Origin of the sequence: Dyadobacter subterraneus, from assembly GCF_015221875.1 — a bacterium.
GTDB lineage: Bacteria > Bacteroidota > Bacteroidia > Cytophagales > Spirosomataceae > Dyadobacter > Dyadobacter subterraneus.
This window is the reverse complement of sequence record NZ_JACYGY010000001.1, coordinates 2,355,608-2,378,872: the sequence shown is the minus strand read 5'-3', so window position 1 is coordinate 2,378,872 and position 23,265 is coordinate 2,355,608. Positions and strand designations below refer to the sequence as shown.

The window sequence follows — 23,265 nt, the reverse complement described above, 5'->3', positions numbered from 1 at the left end:
CGAAAGGCGTAAGACTTTTAACGCCAGCCAAGTCCTGGCGCTACATGCTCTAAAATTGAAGACAAAACATGTACATTGTAATCAACTCCCAATGTGTTTGGAATTGTTAAAAGCAATGTGTCCGCTTCCTGAATAGCTTCGTCCTGCGCCAGTTCTTTTATAAGCTGATCTGGTTCTGCTGCATAGCTTCTTCCAAAAATGGCGCGTTTGTCCTGTTCAATCATTCCAATCTTGTCTGATCGACTGGCTTCCTGACCAAAGTAATAACGGTCCTGATCATTTACCAATGCAAAAATAGACCGGCTCACCGAAACTCTTGGCTCGCGCTTGTGTCCCGCTTTTTTCCACGCTTCTTTGTACAACCGGATCTGTTCGGCTTGCTGCACATGAAAGGGTTTACCATTTTCATCGTATTTCAAAGTGGAACTTTGAAGATACATACCATTTTCTGCAGCCCAAACAGCAGTTGCGTTAGACGCTGCTCCCCACCAAATACGTTCTCTCAAACCTTTTGAGTGCGGTTCCAAGCGCAGCAGGCCCGGCGGATTTGGAAACATGGGGTTTGGATTAGGCCTGGCAAATCCAATACCATTTAGCTTGTCCAAAAACTCCAGCGCTTTTCGCCGTCCCATATCCGCGTCTGTTTCTCCTTCGGCGGGTTCATATCCAAAATAACGCCATCCGTCGATTACCTGCTCCGGCGATCCTCTGCTAATTCCTAACTGCAGTCGTCCTTCCGAAATTAAGTCCGCCGCCCCGGCATCTTCCACCATATACAGCGGATTTTCGTAACGCATATCAATTACACCAGTCCCAATCTCAATTTTACTTGTTTTGGCACCAATGGCCGAAAGCAAAGGAAATGGAGAGGCTAACTGAGAAGCAAAATGATGCACACGAAAATAAGCTCCGTCTAACCCAATTTCTTCAGCTGCAACCGCCAGGTCAATAGACTGAAGTAATGTGTCACTTGCTGTACGGGTGCTGTATGCAGGATGGCCCGACCAATGGCCAAACGATAAAAATCCAATTTTCTTCATACTTTGTCTCCCAAGCTTCTATTTTAACCTAGTTAAAAATTAAACAAATTGTCTGCTTAAAAGTGCCATGATGAGTCGTTAATTATGCTTTCAGAGAATTTTGGCATGATAAAAACCGGCAAAGAAAACCGGAGCCGAACAAATTTTTTGATTGTAAAACCTTATACACATTTTTACAATCAATTGTTAATGAGCCAGATAATATCATACGATTTAATCTTCAAAGCCCGACTCTCAAACGATAGGCTAGTTGTTCTGAATTAAGTATTGATTGTCATCTATGCTATTTTACTTTTTTTCGTAGCCAAGCCCTCACCGGTTCATCGTACAGCTTTAAACTTGCGTATGCCAACAGGATAGCCCCGGAAAAAGTGAGCAGCGCATAGGAACAAGCCTGATATAAAGTAATGCCTTTGTAATTGCTTACCCATGCCACGTAAAAGTAGACAAGCACATAGTGCGTCATGTATAAGGGATAAGAAAGATTGCCAAGATACTGACAAAGTTTATTTTCCGTTTGATGATGCACTACACCGCTGGCGCCGATATATACAATGAGCGGAAAAACAATAATAATGCAAAAAGCTTCGTACAAACCATTCATCCAAAGGTGCTGTGCACCGCCAATTCTGGGCATAAGCAAAACACCTGCAACCAGAAGACTACTCCACAAAAAAGCATTTTTGATATAGACCGGCTTAGATACGCGCGATAAAAGCAGACCTGCAAAAAAAGGAAACAAGGTGCGCGTTATCCCAACACGCATGTGCTCAGCATTCAGTGTCCAGCCACCTGTAACGTCTCCGTTGGTATTAGTAACCGCAAAATGCAAAAGTAGTGCACCTGCCAACACTACAAAAAACGCTAAGGCTTTATTAGATAATTTCCGTATACCCAGCGCATAAAGAATATTGGCTATGTATTCAAAAAATAATGACCAGCCAACACTATTGAGCGGATGCATTTCCTGCCAGCCGCGTATGTCCATAGAAAGCGGGATGGGCAAAATTGTATAACCTATCAGCATAACCACGATCAATTTCCACAAAGGAACGGTATGAATAAGCGGCCAGATGGTAGAGTCGGTGAAGTAAAAACCTATGGCGCCCAGCGTCATACCCAACACAACGAGCGGCTGCAGCCGTTCGAACCGGCGCCGAAAAAAACCTCCGATGGTTAATTTGTCCCATCTGTCGTCATAGGCATATCCAATGACAAAGCCGGAAAGCAAAAAGAAAAAATCAACGGCCAGATAACCGTGGTTAATAACATTATCAAGATGGCTGCTGGCTAGTGGCTCTGTAAGGTGAAAGAATACCACGATAATTGCCGCTACACCGCGAAGTCCATCCAATATTTGATAATGCGGCTTTGTGCCAAGTTTGTTATTGTCCATTAACGGCAGGAAATTTCTTAATACAGATTGGCTCAAACCGCGAATATATTGAAAGTAATTTTATTTCTTCTTCGCAAATGTCTGCTCTAAGAGAAACTACGTTTTCCCAAGTGACGCCTGATTACTATATATATTAATATTTCCCGAAATAACCGGTAATCATCATTCGTGTATCATCAAGGGCTAAATCGGAGTTATAACAATCATCAGAAATAATAGATTTATGATTGAATTTTTCCGCCCTCTGATTTTTTATCAATTCATTCTGCAAGCACATGCATAGTGCTCATTAATGTAATTGATTGACTCTGTGCACATTTGTTGCAATGCAGACTCATTGATGTCAGAGAGTTTTTTCACGTAGATGCAGGCTTTGCCCATTTTGAATTTGCCCAGGTCGGTTAGCAAATTTTTGCTTTTTTCTGTTGCAGAAAAAACGTAAAGTGAAAACGCTGCTTTTCTTGGTGAAAATCCAAGAATCGGTGCGTCACCTTCATGTCCGGTTGCATATTTATAATGATAGCTGCCGAACCCGATAATTGTAGGTCCCCACATTTTGGGTTCAAAGCCAGACCATTGCTGCATTAATTCTATCAAGCGAAAACTGTCGGCTTTCTTTTGTTCGCTGTCAGCATATTCATTTATAAAATCTTTTACATCTACTGATGTGCTGGCGGTCTTGATCTTTCCCATCACTCCGGCTTTTAATTATTGTCTTAAAATCTTTTCCATCTTTTTGCCTTTCGCCAATTCGTCAATCAGCTTATCCAGATACCTTGTTTGTCTGGTCAGTGAATTTTCAATTTCTTCTATCCGGTAGCCGCAAATGACTCCTTTGATTAGCTGCGCATTAGGGTTCAGTTCGGCCCTCTCGAAAAATGTTTCAAAAGTAACTTTTTCATCAATGAGTTCTTGCAGTTTCTGGTCATCAAATCCTGTCAGCCATTCTATGACCTGATGCAGCTCCTCAATGGTTCTGCCTTTACTTTTTACTTTGGTAATGTAGTGCGGATACACCGATGCAAAAGTTAATTTTGCAATGCGTGCGTCGTGTTCAGGCGTTGTATTCATATCCAGATAATTTTTTACTTACATCAAATCACCTAGTCATTAATTACAGGTTCCACAAGTTTTATCAGCTTTTCCAGAGATTCCTGCCAACCTAAGTAACAAAATTCTGCGGGAATCTGCTCTGGAATTCCTTCCTGTGTTATATTGATTTCCGTACCGCACATTACTTCTTTGAGTTGAACAGTGGTGGTCATTTCCCCCGGAAGGTTGGGGTCTTCGAATTTGTCGGAATATTTCAGTAATTCGCCTGGAATTATTTCCAAATAACGACCACCGAAAGAATGGCTTTTTTCTGTTGTAAAATTGTGAAAAGACATTCTGTAACTTCCTCCAACGCTGAAATCCATTTCGTGTACCGTGCACAAAAAACCGTACGGTGGCAGCCAAAACGTCATCGCATCGGCACTGGAAAATGCCCTGAAAACTTTGCTAACAGGTGCTTTTATTACTCTGTGGAATTTTACTGTACTTGTTGCCATTGTTCAGTTTATTTAATGATGTTTAATTTCATCAATTCAAAAAAATAATACAATAATCCGGCAGGCAGACTACGGATTGCCGCGGACGCAAGGAAGATAGAATCTTACTAATCCCAAAAAGCCGACATAATTAGATACATACTTGTTTTGCCCGGGGCATAAAGGAATAAAACCTTATGGTTCCCAATTAATGCAAACCTTTCCGTTTTTATGTTTTAAAGAATTTACTTCAAGAATGCCCGACAATGAAATTTACTTCCATTCTGTCGAAATTTCACAATTTTAAATAAATGCATCACTTATATATAGGAATTTTACATATAAAACACTTAATTGGTATACGCAGTGCAAAAAAGTTGAACTGGTAATAAGAGATTAAAAATCTATCATACTAAACATACATTGAGATGTTAGGAAATTATCTGAAAATATCCCGGAGAAATCTTTGGAAAAGCAAAGGATCTTCAGCCATCAACATCTTTGGACTGGCAATGGGAATCGCAGCCTGTTTTTTCATTTTTCAGTATGTATATTTTGAATCAACTTATGATCAGTTTCATAAGAATGCAGCAAATATTTACCGGGTGCCCATTTCGTACCCAGGCAGCGAGTCTGTTACACCAGCCACAGCCACGAATCATCCGGCGGTAGGCCCAGCCATGAAAGCAGATTTTCCGGAGGTCGCCGATTTTACCCGATTGGCTTCCGTGTCTTTATTTATGCCCGCTTACACTCTTTCTTATAAGGATGCCAAGGGCGGTGAAAAGATATATAATGAAGATAATATGTATCTGGCTGATGCTTCTTTCTTTAATGTTTTCTCTTATCCGTTAATCTCCGGTGACAGGAAAACCTGCTTAACAGAGCCCAACAGTATTGTAATTTCTGCCAGCACAGCAAAAAAATATTTCGGGGATACAGATCCGCTGGGCAAAATGCTGGACATGAATGGAAGCATGTTAGAAAAGGTAACGGGTGTTTTTAAAGATATTCCTGATAATTCTCATATCAAATTTGACATGCTGGTTTCATTTTCATCCATCAAGCCAAATTACGGATATGATGACTGGTCCAGGGCAGAATTTTATAATTACGTGGTACTTGCCCCCGGGACAGACGTGAAGAAACTCGAAGCGAAATTTCCCGCGTTTATTGAAAAATACCTTGGTACCAGAATGAAAGAACTGAATTTGCGCTTATCCTTTCATCTGCAACCCATTACAGATATTCACCTTTATTCCAATTACTTAAAAGAAGCCGAAGCAAATGGCAGCGAAAAGGAAGTTTCACTATTGAGTATTATCGGCATATTTATTCTATTCATTGCCTGGATCAATTATATCAATTTATCAACCGCCAAGTCGGTGGAGAGGGCCAAGGAAGTCGGTTTGAGAAAAGTGGTAGGGGCAGAAAAATCGCAACTCATCACGCAGTTTCTCACTGAATCTTTTATCATCAATCTGTTTGCGCTCATCGTTGCGTTTGCTGTTATTTTTTGCTGCACGCCTTTCTTCAATGACTTTATCGGAAAAGATATTACGACGGATTTCTTTTCAGATGGCTTGGGCGGCAAACCCATTTTCTGGTTTTCGGTTTTATTATTTTTCCTGGTTGGTGCCTTACTGGTTGGCGCGTATCCGGCCTTCGTATTGTCTTCATTCTTGCCGGTTCGCGTGCTGAAAGGACTAAAAACACATCCCGGTGGAGGAATATCCATGAGGCGTGTTTTGGTTTCCTTCCAGTTCATACTCTCTATAACTCTGATCGCATCAACGGTTGTTATTTTCCAGCAGTTTAATTTTATGAGAAATGGAAAGCTTGGCTATCAGAAAGATCAGGTTGTCATTGTAAAAACACCTGTGGTCAAAGGTGAAGCAATGTTCAATGCCCTTCATTTTTTCAAAAACGAGATTTTGAACATCAATTCGGTGAAAGATGCAACGGCAACAACCGATATACCCGGTCACATGATTCGTTTCCGGAAAAGTGTCAGGAGGGTAAATCAGGATAAGCGGCATAACTTTGAAACCTATCTGATGGAAATAGATCAAAACTTTGTTCCAACATATCAAATTGAATTGATCGCCGGAAAAAACCTTATTGGCAGCGACAGTTCAAAACTGGACAGCACGGGGAGCACAAAAGTTTTAATCAACGAGGAGCTTGCAAAAATGCTTGGTTATAAATCGCCCGAAGAAGCTATCAACCAGGAAATCGTATTCACATGGGGTGACGATGTTAACTGCAAAATTGGCGGCGTTATGAAAAACTTTCACCAGCGCTCATTGAAAGAAAAATTTGATCCTATCTTATGCTATTCTCCCAGCATTAATGACTGGAGGTACCTGTCAATAAAACTAAATGCAAAAAACGCTGCACAAAGCCTTTCCCAGGTAGAAAAACTTTACCATAAAACATTTCCCGGAAGCCCGTTTGAATACTTTTTTCTGGATGAATACTTTAACCGGCAGTATGAAGCTGACAGTCAGCTAAGCAATATTTTCATTCTTTTCTCAATGCTGGCAATTATTATAGCCTGCTTAGGGCTGCTGGGACTTTCCAGTTTTGTCATTAAACTCAGAACAAAAGAAATCGGCATTCGCAAAGTACTCAGAGCTTCGGTGGTCGGTCTGCTTATACTGGTTTCAAAAGATTTTATAAAAATGGTATGTGTTGCATCTGCTATCTCCACTCCTGTAATTTATTATTTGTCTAATGCCTGGCTGAAAAATTATGCTTTTCACATTACTCCCGGCATTTCTGTTTTCATTATTCCACCGGTTCTACTGCTGACTTTAACGCTTATAATTATTTGCACTCAAAGTCTCAAAACAACACTGACAAACCCTGTAAAGAGTTTAAGTAATGAATAAAAAATATTGTCATGATTATTGATATCTTTTTTGACATCATTTTCTGATCTATGATCTTTTAAAAAAAAACCAATAATATCTACAACCCTTAATTTCTACACCAGGTTTACCAACTCGATCACTTCACATTTGGCAACATAGCCGCTGCCATCCATCATGTAACCAGTAGCTCCAAGCCTGAGATATTTTCGGTGATACATGATAAATTTTTGATCGGAAATCCACAATTTGGCAGTCCCGTAAGGTTCGATTGGCGTCCACTTGTCTAATATCAAAAAACCACCTTTATCTTCAAATTCCGGCCATATCAAAAGGCAGCCATTGATCACTGTTGGGCCAGTCACTGCCGTATAGCAGCCTGTCTTCTCCAAAAGTATTGTAAAGTCCGTCCAGCCGCGCGCGGTAGAAACTCAGCTCCGTTGGGATCTGGCCATTGACGCGGCGTAGAACCTCAGAGATTTTCACATAGACTTTTGGTCTTTGTCCCAGCTCGTGCAGATCTGCTTCGTACAACTTTTCTACCGCTTTGTCTGTCGGTAGACTCATCTGAGGTAAATGATCAATCACAACTTTTAAATCAGGCACCAGATCTGTGAGCTTTACTACCGCAGCCAGCAGCGCTGGGTTCGGGTTTGCGGTATCCAGTACCAATTCTTCCCGCGCAAGCGATCTAAGGTCTGAAATAAAACCGGGATTTTTTAGTTGGCTTGCAATATCGTGGCCCCAAAGATTTCCATACCGGATGCCAAGGAAAAGTGGACTTTGCTGAAAACGCCCGAGCTGTTTGGCAAAATCCGGATTACCTGGTTCAAGATTACCTATCACGCCGACAATAATTTTATCATTTTCGGCAGTATCGATCAGCCAACGGTTGTCCTCCAGCCATGGACTGGCTTCCACGGCAATGGCGCCGGTAATTCCAAGCTTTTCTGCAATGCTTCGGTAACGGCCCGGGAGCGCGGGTTGATAAAGAATTTTATCATTTTTCTCCGGCCAAGGCACGCCCTGAGAACGGGTTGTATCAAACAAATGTATGTGTGTATCAATGATGGGTATTGGTGTATGCTGGTTTGCACTTAACTGCACAGATCCAGGTGCCAGGCAAACGCCGGCAGATAAAGCAAGAAATTCTCTCCGGTCCATTTGTGATACATTTGTTGGAAAAGATGATAATCAGCCGGCTTGCAGCAAGCCTTATTGCTATTATTAACTCAAACCGATTTTTGAGCGAACTTTACTTATGAGGCAGAATAAAGTACAAATTTTAATAATAAAATTATATTCTATTCGTAGTATAACCAGGCTAAAAAAAATTCTTATGAGTAAATCAAGAAAAGAGCTTGAATATGATATTGAGTTGGAAGAGGCTGAAATCAACATGCTCAAACAGACCTTAGATGCCCAGAAGGCGATGGCGATGTTAAGTAAGATTCAGAATCCCTTAGGTCAGTCCGTGGCTTTTAAAAATACTACTGATCCAAATGAGGCAAAAGAAAAGATTTCCAGGCATCAAAACAATATCGCAGAATTGAAAAAGCAATTGCTAAATCTGGAAGAATAACCCCAAATGCTTCATCCGTTGAAATAATCGATTTTCAATACTGGTCTTGCTGTGCAAATTAATTAATAAAATAAAGCCTGAAAAATCGTAGGGCTTTCGGTAAAGTCGGTGGCTATATCATCAATAACCATTTGATGAATGTCCGGGGTTAACATTTGATATTCCAGAAAATTAATTTCTATCAGGTTTCCAGTCTTTAAAATGCAATCTTTTTCCTCTTTGTAAACCAGATTATATCTGATCTCAGGCTGTTTATCCAAAAAAATATCAGCGATATGGTAAGACCAATATTTCGCTATTACACTAACAAATATAGAGATTACCACCCATTTATTAGGATAACCTTCCGGTCTGATACTAAATGCAAATTCGTATGATGGAACACTGCCTAAAAAAGAATAGTTGGCCGTTTGCCCATCAAACAAATTGATTTTTAATTCAGGAAATTGACCTTTAAAATCCTCCCAGCGCTTATTGTCCGACCTGGCCTGGGAACAATATTGCTTTCTTAAAAGATACTCCTTCGATTCGTAGTATCCTTCGTCATATGAAGTAAGATTTCTTGGATAGAAATCATAAACCAGCGATTTGATCTCGGTTTCATTCATACAGTATTGTAAACGAAAACTAATTACTGTAAGGTTTTATTAGTTCACCTGCTTTTTTTTGCTTTCCAGTTTTTGAACAAGGTCATAACTGCATTTCACTGACCAACCACATAAAAACAAAACCTTATATACCTGACAATCAATTAACTTTCAATTATCAGGCTATAATCATTGTCTATTTGGCAAGTTGAAGATCCGCTATACTTTTTATCCGGTTACGTTCCAGAAAAGCATCAATCGTTTCAAAATGCTCGATTACACGTTTGTCTTTAAACTCAAAAACTTTTTGGGATAAGCCCTGTAAAAAGTCGCGATCATGAGATACCAGTACCAACGTGCCATCAAAGTTTCGAAGCGCTTCTTTCAAAACATCTTTTGACTTTAAATCCAGGTGGTTGGTTGGTTCATCAAGAATCAAAAGGTTTACAGGTTCCAACAAAAGCTTCACCATGGCAAGACGCGTTTTTTCTCCACCCGACAGTACACTTACTTTCTTGTCGATATCCTCACCCTGAAACATGAAGGCTCCCAAGATATTTTTGATCTGGGTTCTTACATCTCCTTCTGCTACCTCGTCCACAGTTTGAAAAATGGTAAGGTTAGGATCCAGTAACGATGCCTGGTTTTGCGCAAAATAGCCAACCTTGACATTGTGGCCAAGCTGACAGGTCCCGTCAACATCGATCTGGCCCATGATAGCCTTGATCATCGTCGATTTACCTTCTCCATTTCGACCTACAAACGACACCTTTTCTCCTCTTGAAATAGTCATGCTCGCATTTTTAAATACGACATGGTCTCCGTAGGATTTAGAGACATCTTTCACGGTAACAGGATAATCCCCTGAGCGCGGCGAAGGCGGAAAACGAAGTTTCAGGGCTGAATTATCAATTTCATCAATTTCAATAATTTCCAGTTTCTCTAACATGCGTTCGCGCGAGGAAACCTGGTTGGTTTTGGAATACGTTCCGCGGAAACGTTCAATGAATTGCATATTATCAGCAATCATTTTCTGCTGTTCCTGATAGGCCTTAATCTGATGTGACCTGCGCTCCTCACGCAACACCAAGTAATGGGAATAGTTGGCTTTATAGTCAAAAATCCGTCCCATGGTCACTTCAATCGTACGGTTGGTGATATTGTCGATGAAGGCACGGTCGTGAGAAATAACCATTACTGCATTGGCCTTATTCACTAAAAAATCTTCCAGCCACATCACCGACTCAATGTCAATATGGTTGGTAGGCTCATCGAGTAAAATAAGGTCTGGCTTTTGCAATAATATTTTGGCAAGCTCAATACGCATGCGCCATCCTCCACTGAATTCCTTGGTTTGTCTTTGAAAATCCTCAGGCCTGAATCCTAATCCTTTCAGGGCTTTTTCAACCTCGGCGTCATAATTAACTTCTTCCAGCTGGTAATATTTTTCACCTATTTCGGTAACCTGCTCGATGATCGCCATGTACTCATCACTATCGTAATCTGTGCGGGTTTCAAGCGCAAGATTCAGTTTTTCCATCTCGGCACGCATTTCAAAAACCTGCTTGAATGCTTTGGCTGCTTCTTCGAAAACGGTACAGTTATCTTCGGTAAGTAAATGCTGCGGCAAATAAGCAATAACGGCGTCCTTAGGTGCACGTACATGGCCTCGATTCGCTTTTTGTTCACCAGCAATAATTTTCATCATTGTGGATTTACCCGCTCCATTTTTACCCATAAGGGCAATTTTATCAGTAGGATTAATAACGAAGGAAACTTCGCTAAAAAGGACAGAACCGCTAAATTCAACGGCTAAATTTTCAACTGTAATCATCTTCTCATTTTTTGAAGCCGCAAAGCTACAATTAAACTATTGAAAGAAACGAAAAAAGTCAACTTTTGACTTTTCTGCATATTTTGAAGGTTTATAAAGTTGTAAATGGTATGTTGCTTTGTCAGCGGATAGTTCGCACAAGAATACACAAAATGATTATGTACAAACCAACTTTGTGTAATCAGCTCGGACTATAACTCTAATTTCCCGAATACTTACTGATGCCAGATCTTTCAGAAATTTTTGAACTTGTAGTTGATAAAAAATAAGCGCTATGAGGATGTATATCGTTTTGGCTTGCAAGTAACGCTTTAAGACATAATGTGGTGGAAGAATTTTCATAGCCTAATTACTACTTAGAGCCACTTGATAAATTAAATATAAAAATTTGTTCGGCAGCCCATAAAAAATAAACTCCTCAAAGCAGCAAATCTTTTGTCTAAACAATGTTAGTGATTAGGGCTTCAATGCCATCAAAGTCATTTTCATACGCCAACTTTTTTATTTTGCTTAGAAATTCAACCTCATCTATTTGTCGATTTTCAGGCTTTAGATACTCACTTTTGCTGATTTGCATGACAGGTCTGCTTAATTTTTTGTCAATGTAAAAATCCAATAAAGTTTTATTCTTTGTCCTAATCGCTGCATAAATTAGAAGTTCATATTTATTGTCAAGCCCTGAATTTTTTGGTTCAATATCCTTTCTGTTAGAAATTATTTTGTCGAACGAATCATACTTGCTAAAATAATTTTCAATTTCAATTTTAATTCTGTCTGCAATAAATGTTGCCAGATCCTGCCATTCCTGTGTCAAAGGATAAGATGTTCTGCGATGGTTGGTCATAATGTCACCAAGCGACACGATATTTATCATCGTGAACTTGTGGTGTAAGTATAAATCGGCAGGTTTTATGCAAGTCAGTACTTTTAAATTATAAGAACCAGTTAATTTTTCGATAAACACAGCTTGTTCAAGTTGGTTCACATTTCTATATAGTTTAATCATTGAACTTGTTTGGTCTATTTTATAGTCTTCAAGCTCCGACAGGATTTTCAAACCAAATTTTTTGAAGGAGGCATTAATTTCTTTCTTGTCTAATTGTTGATATACTTTTAATTCTTCCCACATCATATTCGCTTTTTGAGACCACTTTGTCTTTTTAATTGTACCATTTTCCAATCGCCTTATTTCGATTCATTTAAGTGAAGTACTCTCCATCCCAAGGATCTATAAAACTGATAGTTGAACTTGGCATTAATTCACTGGATTGGTTTTGAAAATCCGGAATCAACCCAAAAACGATTCCGTTAAATAATTCTACCTCAATGTTTGTAAAAACATACTTTCCTTTTTTGCCGTAACCATCCTTCTATTTTTTCAGGAATTAACGCCGAATTCAATTCGCTCGTAAATCCATCGTACCAAAACTCAGTTGATAAATGTTATCCTCAACATCGAAAAGATTCAGCACTATATACTCCTTTCTTAAATTTTCCCAATTTTGGGGAATACCTATTGCTCCTGATTCAAATGCAAATGTATTGTATCCCCAAAATTGATAACGATCAGATATTCTGCCAGTATGAAAAGCGTGTTCATCTTCCTCACGAACAATCAATAATTTATCAGGAATAATTTTCATTCAACTATTTAGTGATCTTAGAATTAAAATATTGAATTGGTTAACGATATTGTTTTATCGCTCCAAATTTGTCTATAAGCTATCTATAATAACAGGTATTTTGGTTAATAAATTATTACTTATATCAATTTTATAGATTGTGTTCTCAGAGACCAAAGAGAAAAATATATTGAAGAAGAAAGCATCGACGTAATTGTCGAACTTCATCTGCTTGGAAACTAGCCGGTGCTTATGACAAAGGACAATTATCTATGAACCATAGTATTAAAATGCAAAACCTAACCCAAGATTTCCTCTGAATCCACTGGAATTTTCAGATTGACGAAACTCATGTTTAAAATTGTATGAGGTATTAAAATCAACGTATCCATGACGAAATAGTCGTTGTTGAAAACCGAAAAGTGCACCGGTATAAAGGGTATTACGTCTAAACTTCAAATCGTTAAAAATATTATGTTTTCCGAAGTAAACACCTAGCTCCGCATTTATTCCTGTATAAATCCCCGATAATCCATTCCCTCCCCTGCCGGCCATTTGATTTCGTTTTTGCAAAAAATAATATCTGGGCTGAAATGTGAAAAATTGTGATAACTCCTTTGTATTATCCGATCCATAGGTATCATAAGCCATGTAGTTGGCAGGTTGTTTGACATACGAATAACCCTTGGTGATATTAAAATCATACTGAAAATTCAATGAGAAGGGAGATGATTTGATCTTATGCTCATAGGCTGCTCCAAGTCTTACCCGGTACAAATGATAGCCCAAAGTGATTTCCGGAATTTTGTATTTCCACTGGTGCTGAATATTTTCATCGCAAAGCAGCACATCACACAAAGGGTGTTTTCTGGCTCTTTTCCAATCTCCAAAAGCGAATCCATAACTTATCTGAGTGGAAAATTGCCAGAAATAAAATAAGCCATACCGAAAACTCAGACTTCTCTGCTGAAGCGCGAATGCATAATCAACAAATCCAGAATTAAGGAGACGGCGCTGAAAACCTGCTTTCAGACCAATGGTTGGTTCGTTTTCCCAAATAACATGGGTACCAGGAAGCGTATAATTTATTGCCAGGTAGTTTCCACTGAAATTATTTGCACTTTGCCCTTTACGAATCCTTTTTTTCATATCAAAAAACCACCGGAGCTGGGCATCGTAAACTATACTTTTTGATACATACTTCCCTGGAATTTCGGCAGAATAAAACGGCAGGTGGGCAGATACTGCGGCAGAAACAGAGGGTAAAAACTTGAACTCATAGCCGAGCGTTAAAGAGGAATTATTAAATATCTTATCATCAAGCAGAGAAAACTGAATGGGTTGATAATACTGTGATATCCCTATTTTAAACATATGCCGGGTAGGAATTTTCGTCATAAACACGTTTTCATATCTATCTATGAACCGTTGCTCAGTTAACGTATCCAGATCTAAACTATACCTGATTGTAGTACTGTCCTGGGCAAATCCAGATGAAAATATACAGGAAATAAAGGCTGTAAAGATGGCTGTTAACCATCCTGGCAGTTTTGACTTTATAAAAAAAGACACACTACGACGAAACGCAAATGAATAATAAGTGTTCATAAAAATTATTTAATCATTCCTTTTGCAAAGAGGTAGTTTCGGGTGGATTTGGTTGTATGGAGCAAAAATTATTTAATCACCAGATTATAAGTAATGGAAGGAACGAACGTGAAAGGGGTTAAACCACTAATATTGTAGTATTGAAATGTATAATCAAGCGTTTTATCAACTGCCGTGAATACATTTTTTCTTCCATAGCCATAATGAACACTGAAAACCCAGGATCCTTCAAAATGTCTCTTTGGCTTCAAAGCGTCCATCCTGCCAGGTTTGTTATTATTTTGGGTTAGCTGCCAGCGAAATTGCTGAGAGTTATTTTTTAGAAACTGTCAAAACGAATTCCGATTTTAAATTCAACTCCTTTTGAGCGGCGTTCCCATCGAAGAGGCGACTGTCATTATAAATGATAACCATAAGTATTATACGACGCATTATTGGTCATGAAAAGTCTTTTAGAAATCATCCGGTTCCACTAAATAATGGAAATTTAATTGTCCGCAGAAATTGATCAGATCGTTGAAACGCTAAGCTGTATATTCGGATATTTTATTTGGCAGGCTGCATCCTGTCAACCTTATCTGTGATCCTTCCGATCTCTTTAAAAATAAAATCAGGATCAAATTATTGGCCTGAAGATTCATACAGCTGGTTTAAATAACCTTCCAATGTTGCCAGACTATCTGAAGGAAAATAGCTTGTTGCAGAAAAGGCCGGAATGCGCAAGGACTTGGCAATTACATCCTGTCGCTGCCAGTGGTGTTGAAGATCCAGAAATGTATTCTGGGCTACATCAAACTCACCGCGTCTGCATCCGTTGTTGAGATGGAATAAATATTGCTGGATTTTAATGATGCCTGACTGATATTGGGATTCAGTATGGTTCAGGTTATTGTTCGGCCAGAAAAAGGATAAATTTGAAATTATCATGAATAAGAAAATTAGTGCAATTGCGATTAGATATCCCGAAAAATTTTGAATTAATTTTTTGTAGCTCATTTTTTAAATTGTCGCCCGGTTGTCCCTCACGTTTTATTAGAGAGCAAAGGATAATTTTTTTCATGGCTAATAGTTTGGGCAAGCGGCATTATTTTATGGTCAGATTTCCAAATTCTGCACTGATCTGCACGTTGGCAATCTGGTTTTTAGAAAAGAAAGCGTCTTTAAAATCGCTGGTATTTCGTTTCCATTTGAAACCGTTCGGAAGTTTCATCGTTGTGTAAGCGCTATTGATGTCGTAATCAAATTGCTGCCAGTTCTTTGAAAACATTGTCACCACAGCCTTTTTGGATTGTATCGCTAGACTTGTCAAGCCGGAAGATGGCTGTATGTCTACATTTCCATACAAAGTATTCATTTTCACTGCTCCGCCGATATTTTCAAGACGAAGGTTCGTGTGATCACTGGTGAAGGTAAAGTTTCCCGAAATTTCAATCCCCCTCAGTTCTCCAAAAGTGGTTTCCAACAATCCGATTCCTTTGATATTTAATAGTGTAGTCGTGCAAAAATCCGCGTTCAGTTTCAGATTGTTTGTTAGTCCTTTCATCTGAATTGTCCCAAAAGTATTTTTCAAATCAATTGCGCAGGATGCCGGCAGATGGATGGTATACCGCGCTTTCAGGTTGGACAGCGGTTTGCTCTCTCCTTCTTTGAGCAAAATGTAATTTCTCAGAAAATAATCCTTACCGCTGCGGTCGGCGATGTATTGTAGCTTGGCCAGATCATTCGTCGCCGTTATTTTGTCGGGATGTCTTGCCGAAAGCTCCATCACAATGGAAATTTCCGTTTTATCCCAGGCAATCAGCTCTATATCGGCTTTTTCTGCATTGATGTGAAGTGTGCGTATAGCAGGGGCTGCCACGGTTTTTTCAATAGCTTTGGTAGCAACCTGCAACACATTTTGCGCCTCAGCCCATTGAAAACCATTTGAAACAACCCAATAGAGGAGGATTGTAAAAAGCGGTATTTTCTGAAAAATATTTTTGTCTTTCGGTTTCATAATTTTGTCCTAAATCATCTTAGCCATTTCATTCAAAACCTCTGTCTTTTCCTGTTCCACAATACTAAACTGACGGGTCAATTCCGGCTCTGTATTATAACTCCCCATCGCCTTTTGCAACTGCTGGGTTGCCGAACGTAGCGTCTCATATTCCTGCTTTAAACGCCTGAAATTTTCGTCTTTACAAACAACCGTTTCCGCCTCACAGTAGGAAACCAGTTTTTCGTACTGCTGATCAGTAACAGGTTCAGATTTAGTTTGCAAACGGATATCAATAACTTCCTGCGAGTATGAAATTTTAGAATCCGCCTTATTGGATTTGTATAAAAATCCGGTAAATCCGGTTGCCAGCAAAACGGCTGCTGCATACCACCAAACATTATTTCTGCTGTATGTTCTGCCAATTTTGTTTTCGATATTCTCCCAAATAAAATCCTGTGGCTCCTGCGTTGGAAGATTTTTTAAAGCATTCTGCAAAGGTTCTTCATTAAGATTCCTTTCGATTTCAGTCCAGATAAAATCAGCTGGCTGAAAAGAGGGAAGTTTTGCCAATGCGTCCTTTAAATTATTATTATGATGTTCCATATTCTTCAAATTCATCTCTGGGTTAACATGCTTCTTAATTTCCTCTTCGCGTGAAACAGCTGCGATTTGGATGTACCTTCCGAAATGTTGAGCATCACCGCTATTTCCCGGTGTGTGTAACCTTCAATTTCGGCCAGTACAAATATGGTCCTGAAACCATCGGGTAAAGCCAGAATCGCTGTTTGCAGATGTGCCACATTGATATCTATTTCTCCCCAGTTAATACTTTCTGCCGTTTCCTCTTCCACATTTTGCCAGATAACAATCCGCTTCTTTTTGGTGGATTTGCGCACAACAATCTGTTTGATCCAGGCCCCCAGTTTTGCTTCTCCCCGAAACTGGTCCAGGTGACGAAAAACCTCCATAAACGAATCCTGCAACACATCATTGGCATCATCGTAATCACCTGTAATCCGGTAAGCAAGTGTGTACATAGCGTTTTTGTAAAGGTCATACAAAAGCCGCTGTGCTGTTCTGTCGTGTAATAGGCAACCCGTTATCAATTCTGCCTCCGTCGTCATAGGAAGGGTTTAGGTGTTTTATAGTAAAGAGGCAAGTTAAGGAGGGAATGGTTGTATGGAGTTTGAAAAAAATTTACACCTACTTCTCGTTAAGCAATTGCAAGTAAGGTTTTTTTGACTCGTCTGTGGCTTTTTGGATTTTACTTGCCTCCGATTTCTGATCGACTAAAAAGCAAGTCGACTGCAAAGTTGGTTTTTAACCTGATGTGAGTAAGGTGGCTTAAAAAGAGCAGAATGGTTGTATGCAGAAGATTTATTTTAAATTTTTGTTTACTGCGTTAAAAGCAGAAGCGGTTAAATGCAGTAGCTTAATGAGTTATTTAATTCTTATTCGATACTGGATATAAAAAAACCAAAAGATTCCGGCTTGAATCATCTGAATAAGTTGAGCTGCTAGCTAATCAGCTTCAGGCTATATGGATAAACGTCCTCGTCGCCCCGTGTTATCTTGCTGTTTGTAAAAATGATAAAAATAGTATTGCCTGCAAACAGTGCCAGCATTATAAATAACATCGTAGAAGTATTGATCTGAATCTTGCCGCCAAATACACTAAAGTATGCCAGCCCATAGGTGATTAGAGACCAGGTAATCTGGAAGTTGACAATGCGTTTGCCGAGCTCTCTTACACCTTGAATTTGGTTTTTTCTGTAAATCCAGAGCGCCAGCGGAATAAAGATGTTGCCTAGCGGAATAAACCAGAATACTAATGCAGAAAGATTCATAAGTTTTAAGAAACCAGGATCTTCCTCAATCGATGGAGAAAGCGGAGTGTCAACAGGCAGCAGCTCTTCAATTGTAACATTCAGGGCTTGTGCCAGCATTCGTAAGGTTTCTCCTCTCGGTTCTACATTACCAGTTTCAATGCGCTGCAAAGTACGCAGATTGATTCCTGCATTTACTGCCAGTGCTTCCTGTGATAGTCCTTTGTTTTTACGCAAAGTCCGGATTTGATCGGAGGTGGTTAATCTGCTCATTTGTAAAATTTTTTGAACCAAATGTAGAGATTCCTGAGTGATTTGATTGCGGCGTTTTTACGGCATTTATACGAAACTGTGCATTCTGAGATATAATGTAGTTAAAATGGTGGATTGAATTATCCATGTGTTCTTTATATCTATATAGGAAAGGTCATAAATCTGGTTTTTTAATAGTGTTTGTTCTGTCGTTTATTGAGAAAAATGACGATATCCTCAACCTAAATAACGGTCTTTGAAATGCTGCTTATCAAACTTATTAGTTTGTAAGTCTGACAATATTTTATCAAAGCTGACATTCTGTTTTTTCGCCATAGGTTTCGAATCATGAACCAACGAATAAACTTCTAACCTTTCATTAACTGCTAAATAGTTTCCATCTTCCAAGTCATTAAACGCATAATAGACACGACCATTGAACTCAATTTCAAAAAGATCACTTGGCATAATTCTCTGTTTGATATTTAAATCTAACGAATTATAAAAAAGATCAATTTTTTCAGGCATAAACTGAAAATCCAGTTTATGGATGCTATCTGATTTAAACTTAAGGGTACCAAATTCACTTAGGTAATATTCAGAATTAGTGATCTTCAACCCATTCACCAAATTGTTTTTTACTAAAATCTCAATATCCTCAAATTGATTTGTACGACTTGAATAAAGCTGAAATCCTAAAATTTTAAAATTCTCTCCCCTCTTATTCCCGCTAGTCCATTGTGTTTGAGAATAACTCACCTCACAAAACTTGAAGTCCGGATATTCTTTCCATTCACTAAATCCAAAAAATTTCCCGGAAAGGGCCACTTCCTTAATCGAGGCCATGCTTTCAGGTAGAACAGAAATAATTGCAGTAAAAAGTTGGCCCTGTTCCCTGCGAAGAACAGCAAACTTGTATGGCGGAAAAATTATCCCCAATATTTTTTGAAAAACATTCATTTGCGGTGGTTTGTCATCTGAGTCGGTACATTATCCCAGGTAACTAATTCATTCCCCTATGCGAAGGTGACTAAAATGAATCAGCTTTATCATATCTGTCTCATCCTTATTTTGATTCACTCCTTTTAAATTAAAAGACATAAAATTCTAAATGACCCAATAACACTAAGTAACAAGTCAGGCAAGCTTGATGACTCAGCTATATTAAGCTCCGTATCACACAGGCTTAATACTATTGTTACTATCATTTAAACACACTTTCATTTCGCCGTTTAAAGTCCAAGCGAATGACGATTTCTCAGATATTTAGATCAATTTCAATTGAATCATCATCAAATTTTCCGTATTCAAAAGTATACGTTTTGATATGATGACCTATCTGCTGTTGAAACAAGGGAACTCCTCTTTTAACCAAAGAATCGCCCCAAATCGGTAAATCTCTTTTATCAACAGATCCTTTCGACTCATATCCACATCTATATTTACCCTTTATCCCTTGCTTAAATATGAATATCAACTGCTTTTCTGAATGTGCTTTTAAAAAAATAATCTGAGGACAGTCTTTGCGATTAGTTATATATTGATAAAAGTTCTCAACAAATGTTTCTAAAGAAAGACCATTATGGATATTTTTAGCCTGGGTATGAAGTGAATAATCCAATTTAAAATCAGGTATTTGCCTCAAATACCTGTAAGGAACTGTAACTATTTTCATCAAACCTATAGGAGTGTCTTCCTTAAAAGTATAAGCTTTATGGTCTTCACCGTCCAGACGACGGAATGTAAACAAAGTAGGAACAATAAGATTACTATCAGTAGAATTTTTTAAATTCCATTTAAGAAACATTGTGTCACTAACCAATTATATCGTTGGTTTAATGGAAACATTTTTCAGGTAATTATCCTCATTGCAACTAAATGTTAGCAACATTACTACCGGAAATAGTACAGTAATTCTCATAAACTTAATTCGTCTTCTTACAAATTTATCACTTATTGCATTGCAGCAATCAAAACCCAAGCTAGGCCCAGGCCAAAGGACCAAGAATTTCCGTCGCTGCGTACCCCCCAATTACATAAAGCGAGATATAATCTCCAAGAAATAACCAACTATACAATAACACCAAAAACTGTCTGTACTTGCTTCAAAAATCATATAGAATATTGTTTGAAACTATTTAAATAAAATTAGTCTTCGTTTTTTGATATTATATAACATCAACCTAAACCGGTTCTTCTTTGTTTAAACATTTGTTACGACCGGCCAATTAGTTACGTATCGTTTCCGCGGGATTTTTATTTGCCGCTGGGTCCATGGGATTATATATACAGGAAATCAAAAATAAGTATCCAGCTATAACTATTGTCACTATCGTTGAAAGGATACCAAGTCCCAACAGACGGATCCAATTCACCCCTTTGTCCTGACTTTTACTCAATAATTGATTTCCCAAAAAGGTTAAACTAGCGATACAAACTAATACTCCAATAAAATATGCATAGAAAAGAAATCTAAAAAAGTATACAGAATACCATGTCATATCACCTCCGATTAGCGCCGTCGCAAAAATCGAAAAAAGCAATCTTGTTCGAGGTTTGTCTTGTATGCCCAACTTAAAAGTTACCAATGCCAGAAGGAAAACACAAATTGTAGGAAAAATTACAAATGCTTTCATAAACTTTCAAAAGTCTTTGACTTAAAAAATATAGGCAGCTCTTTGCTTATCCTCATATTAAGTCACTGCGAGTTAGCCTGATGATTATCCATTTTGAGAGGCCTGTGCTACTTATAATTACCCTTCTATTGCTCCAATTCAACAATTGAAAATTGCTTTTTATGTGCCATTTGTTTTTATACAATTTCTGTCCAAGGAAACCTTTTTTAATAAGATGGTCAAATATAAATATGGTTATGTAACCGCTTTCTTTCTTCAATTCATGTTTTCCCGAATTTCCCCTAATCCATATTCGACCCTCCCTCCTATAATACGGGCTGCTGAGTGAGGAGGTTTTTTTACCTCCAATATCTTTAATAATAATCATCAAAGCACTTATGACGCGAAGACCCTCACAACCCAAATCCATCATCATAGGTTCTCTCAGCCCAATAAGTCGGCTTCACTTGTATTGAATGCCAGAAACGGAACCAATAGTCGTTTCAATTCTCACTTTGAAATAATTCTTTTAACTCTGCTTTTGAGGACGACTTTCAAATTCATGTAGCTTATCCGTTGCCAGTTCACGCAGATCAGAAAGTCGATGGCTTATTCGATTATCTCAATATCCAAAATCCAACGAGCAAGGCACAACGCCATAAAAATCACTCAACCGCTTCGGCTTAACTTTATATCTTTTGTTAATATTCATGAAATTTTATGAGATAATGAAAAATCCAACTTTTGAACGACTATTCTCTTCCGTGGCCAGCTAGAATAAGCTTGATAAATTCCCAAATACTTCCAATGGTTACTGCAATTCCGATTCCGCCAAGCAAAAAATACAACACAGCAAAATGTCGGACATTATCTGATCCTAAAAGAAAGGCTCTGTCACTGCCCTTGTCATAGTAAACCTGAATAGTATCAACGCCAAGCAAACTTCGATAATACTTTCTTCCCATTTCAAATTTGTAAGTTTTGCCCTGGTACTCAGCATAAATATTGTCAGGATATTTCACCGTTCCAGCCCCCTTGGTACCATATGCAATTTTCATGCAAACCGTCGGACTACGGGTTGACATTTTATCTTTCCAGGCAGAATCACGATACATTCCACACGTGATTAAAAGCAAAGATGGCCCTAATCCAAACATCATAAGGAAAAACCATATCCCTGGTTTCCGCCTATTTTGATCTTCTTGCGTCTCCATACTTTATCGAATTTTAATAAAAGGGAGTAAACCTTATTTGCAACAAAGAACTTCGCTAAAAGTGATTTTTAAAATTACCGTCTGTAAATCTTATTACTTAATTTGGAAGTATTGTATTCGCTGAATAAATTTTGCCTATACAATTTCATTCGAACCGGTCCTTTCTAAATAGGCTTAACTAGCAATTTTCACGACGTAGTTGATGTATTTATAACGATTAAGGCTAAAATCATACTCAATCGTAAAATTATTTCTACAAATCCATACCTTTGGCCCCGAGTTTTATCTACATTTTCTTCCATCATTTTATTTTTCAATTCATTTTATGAAGCGTTATTTACTCTTTTGCCAGCTGGCCCTATTATGTTCTTTCAATGTCACGGCTCAATTTAGCACAGGAGCAGAGGGCTTTTACGCTTCAGTAGGTACGGACGTTTCTATCAATGGGCTCACATTCCGGCCGATGGCAGCTTTCAGTATCGAGAATAAGACACTGACAATCTCTCCAACGGCACTATCAGGAATTCCTCCCAGTATTGCACGCGTGTACTCTTTTGATTCTCCGGTTTCTTTTGTGGGCCGGCTCGGACAGTTCTATCGTACCTCAGAGCTCAATGGGAATACTGAAACGATGCTGCAGATCGTTTACCAAAATTCAGCGCTTGTTACCATAGCTGGCAGCGTCGTCAATACGACTACACATTACATCTATAATGATCTTCAAGCTCCAATTACATTTAGTGCCGTAACAGCAGCACAGACAGGGCCTCTTCCGGTAACTCTATTAGAATTTACAGCTAAAAAGGAAGGATCAGTTGCCAATCTTAACTGGTCAACTACTTACGAGTCGAACAGTGACTATTTTAACGTGGAGCACAGCAGTAATGCCAAAGACTGGAAAACGCTTTCAAAAATCACGGCAGCCAATCAGAGCAGTGGCTTGAAACATTATGATTTTTCGCACGGTTTGCCTGCAGCAGGTGCTAACTACTACCGGCTAAAAATGGTGGATAAAGATCAATCATATGCATACAGCACAATCCGTGAGCTCCATTTTGAGCAATCTTACCAGGCCGCTCTCTTCCCTAATCCTGCCGTTGAGAAAGTCGGGATCAGCATGGATCACTGGGAGGACATTGCCACTGTCAAACTTTTAAATGCTCAAGGAACCACTCTTTTAGAGTTTCACAAAAAACCGCTGTCCAAAGAAATCAATATGAAGGATTTTTCTGCCGGTCTGTACGTAGTACAACTGCTTTTGAACGATGGCAGTACAGCAGCAATTAAAGTCATCAAACAATAATTATTT

The 23,265-nt window shown here is 38.7% G+C and carries 24 protein-coding genes; 3 read left to right on the top strand and 21 right to left on the bottom strand.

The genetic code is table 11. The annotated features are described in order from the left end of the window. Nucleotides 1–17: 17 nt before the first annotated feature. The 5 genes from IEE83_RS09875 to IEE83_RS09855 all read right to left on the bottom strand — a co-directional run bounded on the left by IEE83_RS09875 (nt 18) and on the right by IEE83_RS09855 (nt 3,986). Nucleotides 18–1,040: an LLM class flavin-dependent oxidoreductase gene (locus IEE83_RS09875; RefSeq protein WP_194120422.1), complete on the bottom strand. Its 1,023-nt coding sequence runs from the start codon at nt 1,038–1,040 to the stop codon at nt 18–20. Nucleotides 1,041–1,323: 283 nt separating this feature from the next. Further along, nucleotides 1,324–2,436 (bottom strand): acyltransferase family protein, encoded by a 1,113-nt coding sequence (locus tag IEE83_RS09870; protein WP_194120421.1) that lies wholly within the window; start codon nt 2,434–2,436, stop codon nt 1,324–1,326. A gap of 255 nt (nt 2,437–2,691) precedes the next feature. Then, nucleotides 2,692–3,129, bottom strand: coding sequence for a DUF1801 domain-containing protein (locus IEE83_RS09865; protein ID WP_194120420.1), 438 nt, complete (start codon nt 3,127–3,129; stop codon nt 2,692–2,694). 15 nt (nt 3,130–3,144) lie between these two features. Continuing rightward, nucleotides 3,145–3,507, bottom strand: coding sequence for a DUF2200 domain-containing protein (locus tag IEE83_RS09860; protein ID WP_194120419.1), 363 nt, complete (start codon nt 3,505–3,507; stop codon nt 3,145–3,147). A 32-nt stretch (nt 3,508–3,539) separates the two neighbouring features. Next, on the bottom strand, nt 3,540–3,986 hold the full coding sequence (locus IEE83_RS09855) for an SRPBCC family protein (RefSeq protein WP_194120418.1): 447 nt from the start codon (nt 3,984–3,986) through the stop codon (nt 3,540–3,542). Nucleotides 3,987–4,393: 407 nt separating this feature from the next. On the opposite strand from IEE83_RS09855, the gene IEE83_RS09850 reads away from it, so the two are divergent. Next, nucleotides 4,394–6,859: an ABC transporter permease gene (locus tag IEE83_RS09850; protein ID WP_194120417.1), complete on the top strand. Its 2,466-nt coding sequence runs from the start codon at nt 4,394–4,396 to the stop codon at nt 6,857–6,859. 95 nt (nt 6,860–6,954) lie between these two features. Here IEE83_RS09850 and IEE83_RS32900 read toward each other — a convergent pair whose 3' ends face one another. Both IEE83_RS32900 and IEE83_RS09845 read right to left on the bottom strand, forming a co-directional pair. After that, entirely contained in the window at nt 6,955–7,134 is a 180-nt protein-coding gene (locus tag IEE83_RS32900) for a hypothetical protein (RefSeq protein WP_228101754.1), read from the bottom strand. A gap of 16 nt (nt 7,135–7,150) precedes the next feature. Continuing rightward, on the bottom strand, nt 7,151–8,002 hold the full coding sequence (locus IEE83_RS09845; protein WP_194120416.1) for an amidohydrolase family protein: 852 nt from the start codon (nt 8,000–8,002) through the stop codon (nt 7,151–7,153). A gap of 175 nt (nt 8,003–8,177) precedes the next feature. Between IEE83_RS09845 and IEE83_RS09840 the strand changes: the two genes are divergently transcribed. After that, the gene (locus IEE83_RS09840) at nt 8,178–8,420 is read left to right on the top strand and encodes a hypothetical protein (RefSeq protein ID WP_194120415.1); all 243 of its coding nucleotides are present in this window, start codon (nt 8,178–8,180) and stop codon (nt 8,418–8,420) included. Nucleotides 8,421–8,482: 62 nt separating this feature from the next. Here IEE83_RS09840 and IEE83_RS09835 read toward each other — a convergent pair whose 3' ends face one another. The 14 genes from IEE83_RS09835 to IEE83_RS09770 form a co-directional block, all read right to left on the bottom strand. Beyond that, entirely contained in the window at nt 8,483–9,028 is a 546-nt protein-coding gene (locus tag IEE83_RS09835; protein WP_194120414.1) for a hypothetical protein, read from the bottom strand. Between the two features lie 175 nt (nt 9,029–9,203). Beyond that, nucleotides 9,204–10,841, bottom strand: a complete 1,638-nt coding sequence (locus tag IEE83_RS09830; protein WP_194120413.1) for an ABC-F family ATP-binding cassette domain-containing protein — start codon at nt 10,839–10,841, stop codon at nt 9,204–9,206. A gap of 439 nt (nt 10,842–11,280) precedes the next feature. Further along, entirely contained in the window at nt 11,281–12,021 is a 741-nt protein-coding gene (locus tag IEE83_RS09825) for a hypothetical protein (protein WP_194120412.1), read from the bottom strand. A 217-nt stretch (nt 12,022–12,238) separates the two neighbouring features. Continuing rightward, nucleotides 12,239–12,484, bottom strand: a complete 246-nt coding sequence (locus tag IEE83_RS09820) for a hypothetical protein (RefSeq protein WP_194120411.1) — start codon at nt 12,482–12,484, stop codon at nt 12,239–12,241. A gap of 264 nt (nt 12,485–12,748) precedes the next feature. Beyond that, nucleotides 12,749–13,861 carry a hypothetical protein gene (locus IEE83_RS09815; RefSeq protein WP_194120410.1) on the bottom strand — a complete coding sequence of 371 codons (1,113 nt, stop codon included), beginning with the start codon at nt 13,859–13,861 and terminating at the stop codon, nt 12,749–12,751. A 278-nt stretch (nt 13,862–14,139) separates the two neighbouring features. After that, nucleotides 14,140–14,331: a hypothetical protein gene (locus tag IEE83_RS09810; protein ID WP_194120409.1), complete on the bottom strand. Its 192-nt coding sequence runs from the start codon at nt 14,329–14,331 to the stop codon at nt 14,140–14,142. A 361-nt stretch (nt 14,332–14,692) separates the two neighbouring features. Further along, nucleotides 14,693–14,998 (bottom strand): hypothetical protein, encoded by a 306-nt coding sequence (locus tag IEE83_RS09805; RefSeq protein ID WP_194120408.1) that lies wholly within the window; start codon nt 14,996–14,998, stop codon nt 14,693–14,695. Nucleotides 14,999–15,155: 157 nt separating this feature from the next. Further along, entirely contained in the window at nt 15,156–16,067 is a 912-nt protein-coding gene (locus IEE83_RS09800; RefSeq protein ID WP_194120407.1) for a hypothetical protein, read from the bottom strand. 9 nt (nt 16,068–16,076) lie between these two features. After that, nucleotides 16,077–16,652 carry a hypothetical protein gene (locus IEE83_RS09795; protein ID WP_194120406.1) on the bottom strand — a complete coding sequence of 192 codons (576 nt, stop codon included), beginning with the start codon at nt 16,650–16,652 and terminating at the stop codon, nt 16,077–16,079. Between the two features lie 11 nt (nt 16,653–16,663). Then, entirely contained in the window at nt 16,664–17,173 is a 510-nt protein-coding gene (locus tag IEE83_RS09790; protein WP_194120405.1) for an RNA polymerase sigma factor, read from the bottom strand. Nucleotides 17,174–17,566: 393 nt separating this feature from the next. Further along, a complete protein-coding gene (locus IEE83_RS09785; protein ID WP_194120404.1) occupies nt 17,567–18,148 on the bottom strand; it encodes a helix-turn-helix domain-containing protein in 582 nt (193 codons plus the stop codon). A 216-nt stretch (nt 18,149–18,364) separates the two neighbouring features. Continuing rightward, nucleotides 18,365–19,087, bottom strand: a complete 723-nt coding sequence (locus tag IEE83_RS09780; RefSeq protein WP_194120403.1) for a hypothetical protein — start codon at nt 19,085–19,087, stop codon at nt 18,365–18,367. A gap of 298 nt (nt 19,088–19,385) precedes the next feature. Continuing rightward, entirely contained in the window at nt 19,386–19,949 is a 564-nt protein-coding gene (locus IEE83_RS09775; protein WP_194120402.1) for a hypothetical protein, read from the bottom strand. 1,545 nt (nt 19,950–21,494) lie between these two features. After that, the gene (locus tag IEE83_RS09770) at nt 21,495–21,956 is read right to left on the bottom strand and encodes a hypothetical protein (RefSeq protein WP_194120401.1); all 462 of its coding nucleotides are present in this window, start codon (nt 21,954–21,956) and stop codon (nt 21,495–21,497) included. A gap of 325 nt (nt 21,957–22,281) precedes the next feature. Between IEE83_RS09770 and IEE83_RS09765 the strand changes: the two genes are divergently transcribed. Further along, on the top strand, nt 22,282–23,259 hold the full coding sequence (locus IEE83_RS09765) for a T9SS type A sorting domain-containing protein (RefSeq protein ID WP_194120400.1): 978 nt from the start codon (nt 22,282–22,284) through the stop codon (nt 23,257–23,259). Nucleotides 23,260–23,265: the final 6 nt, after the last annotated feature.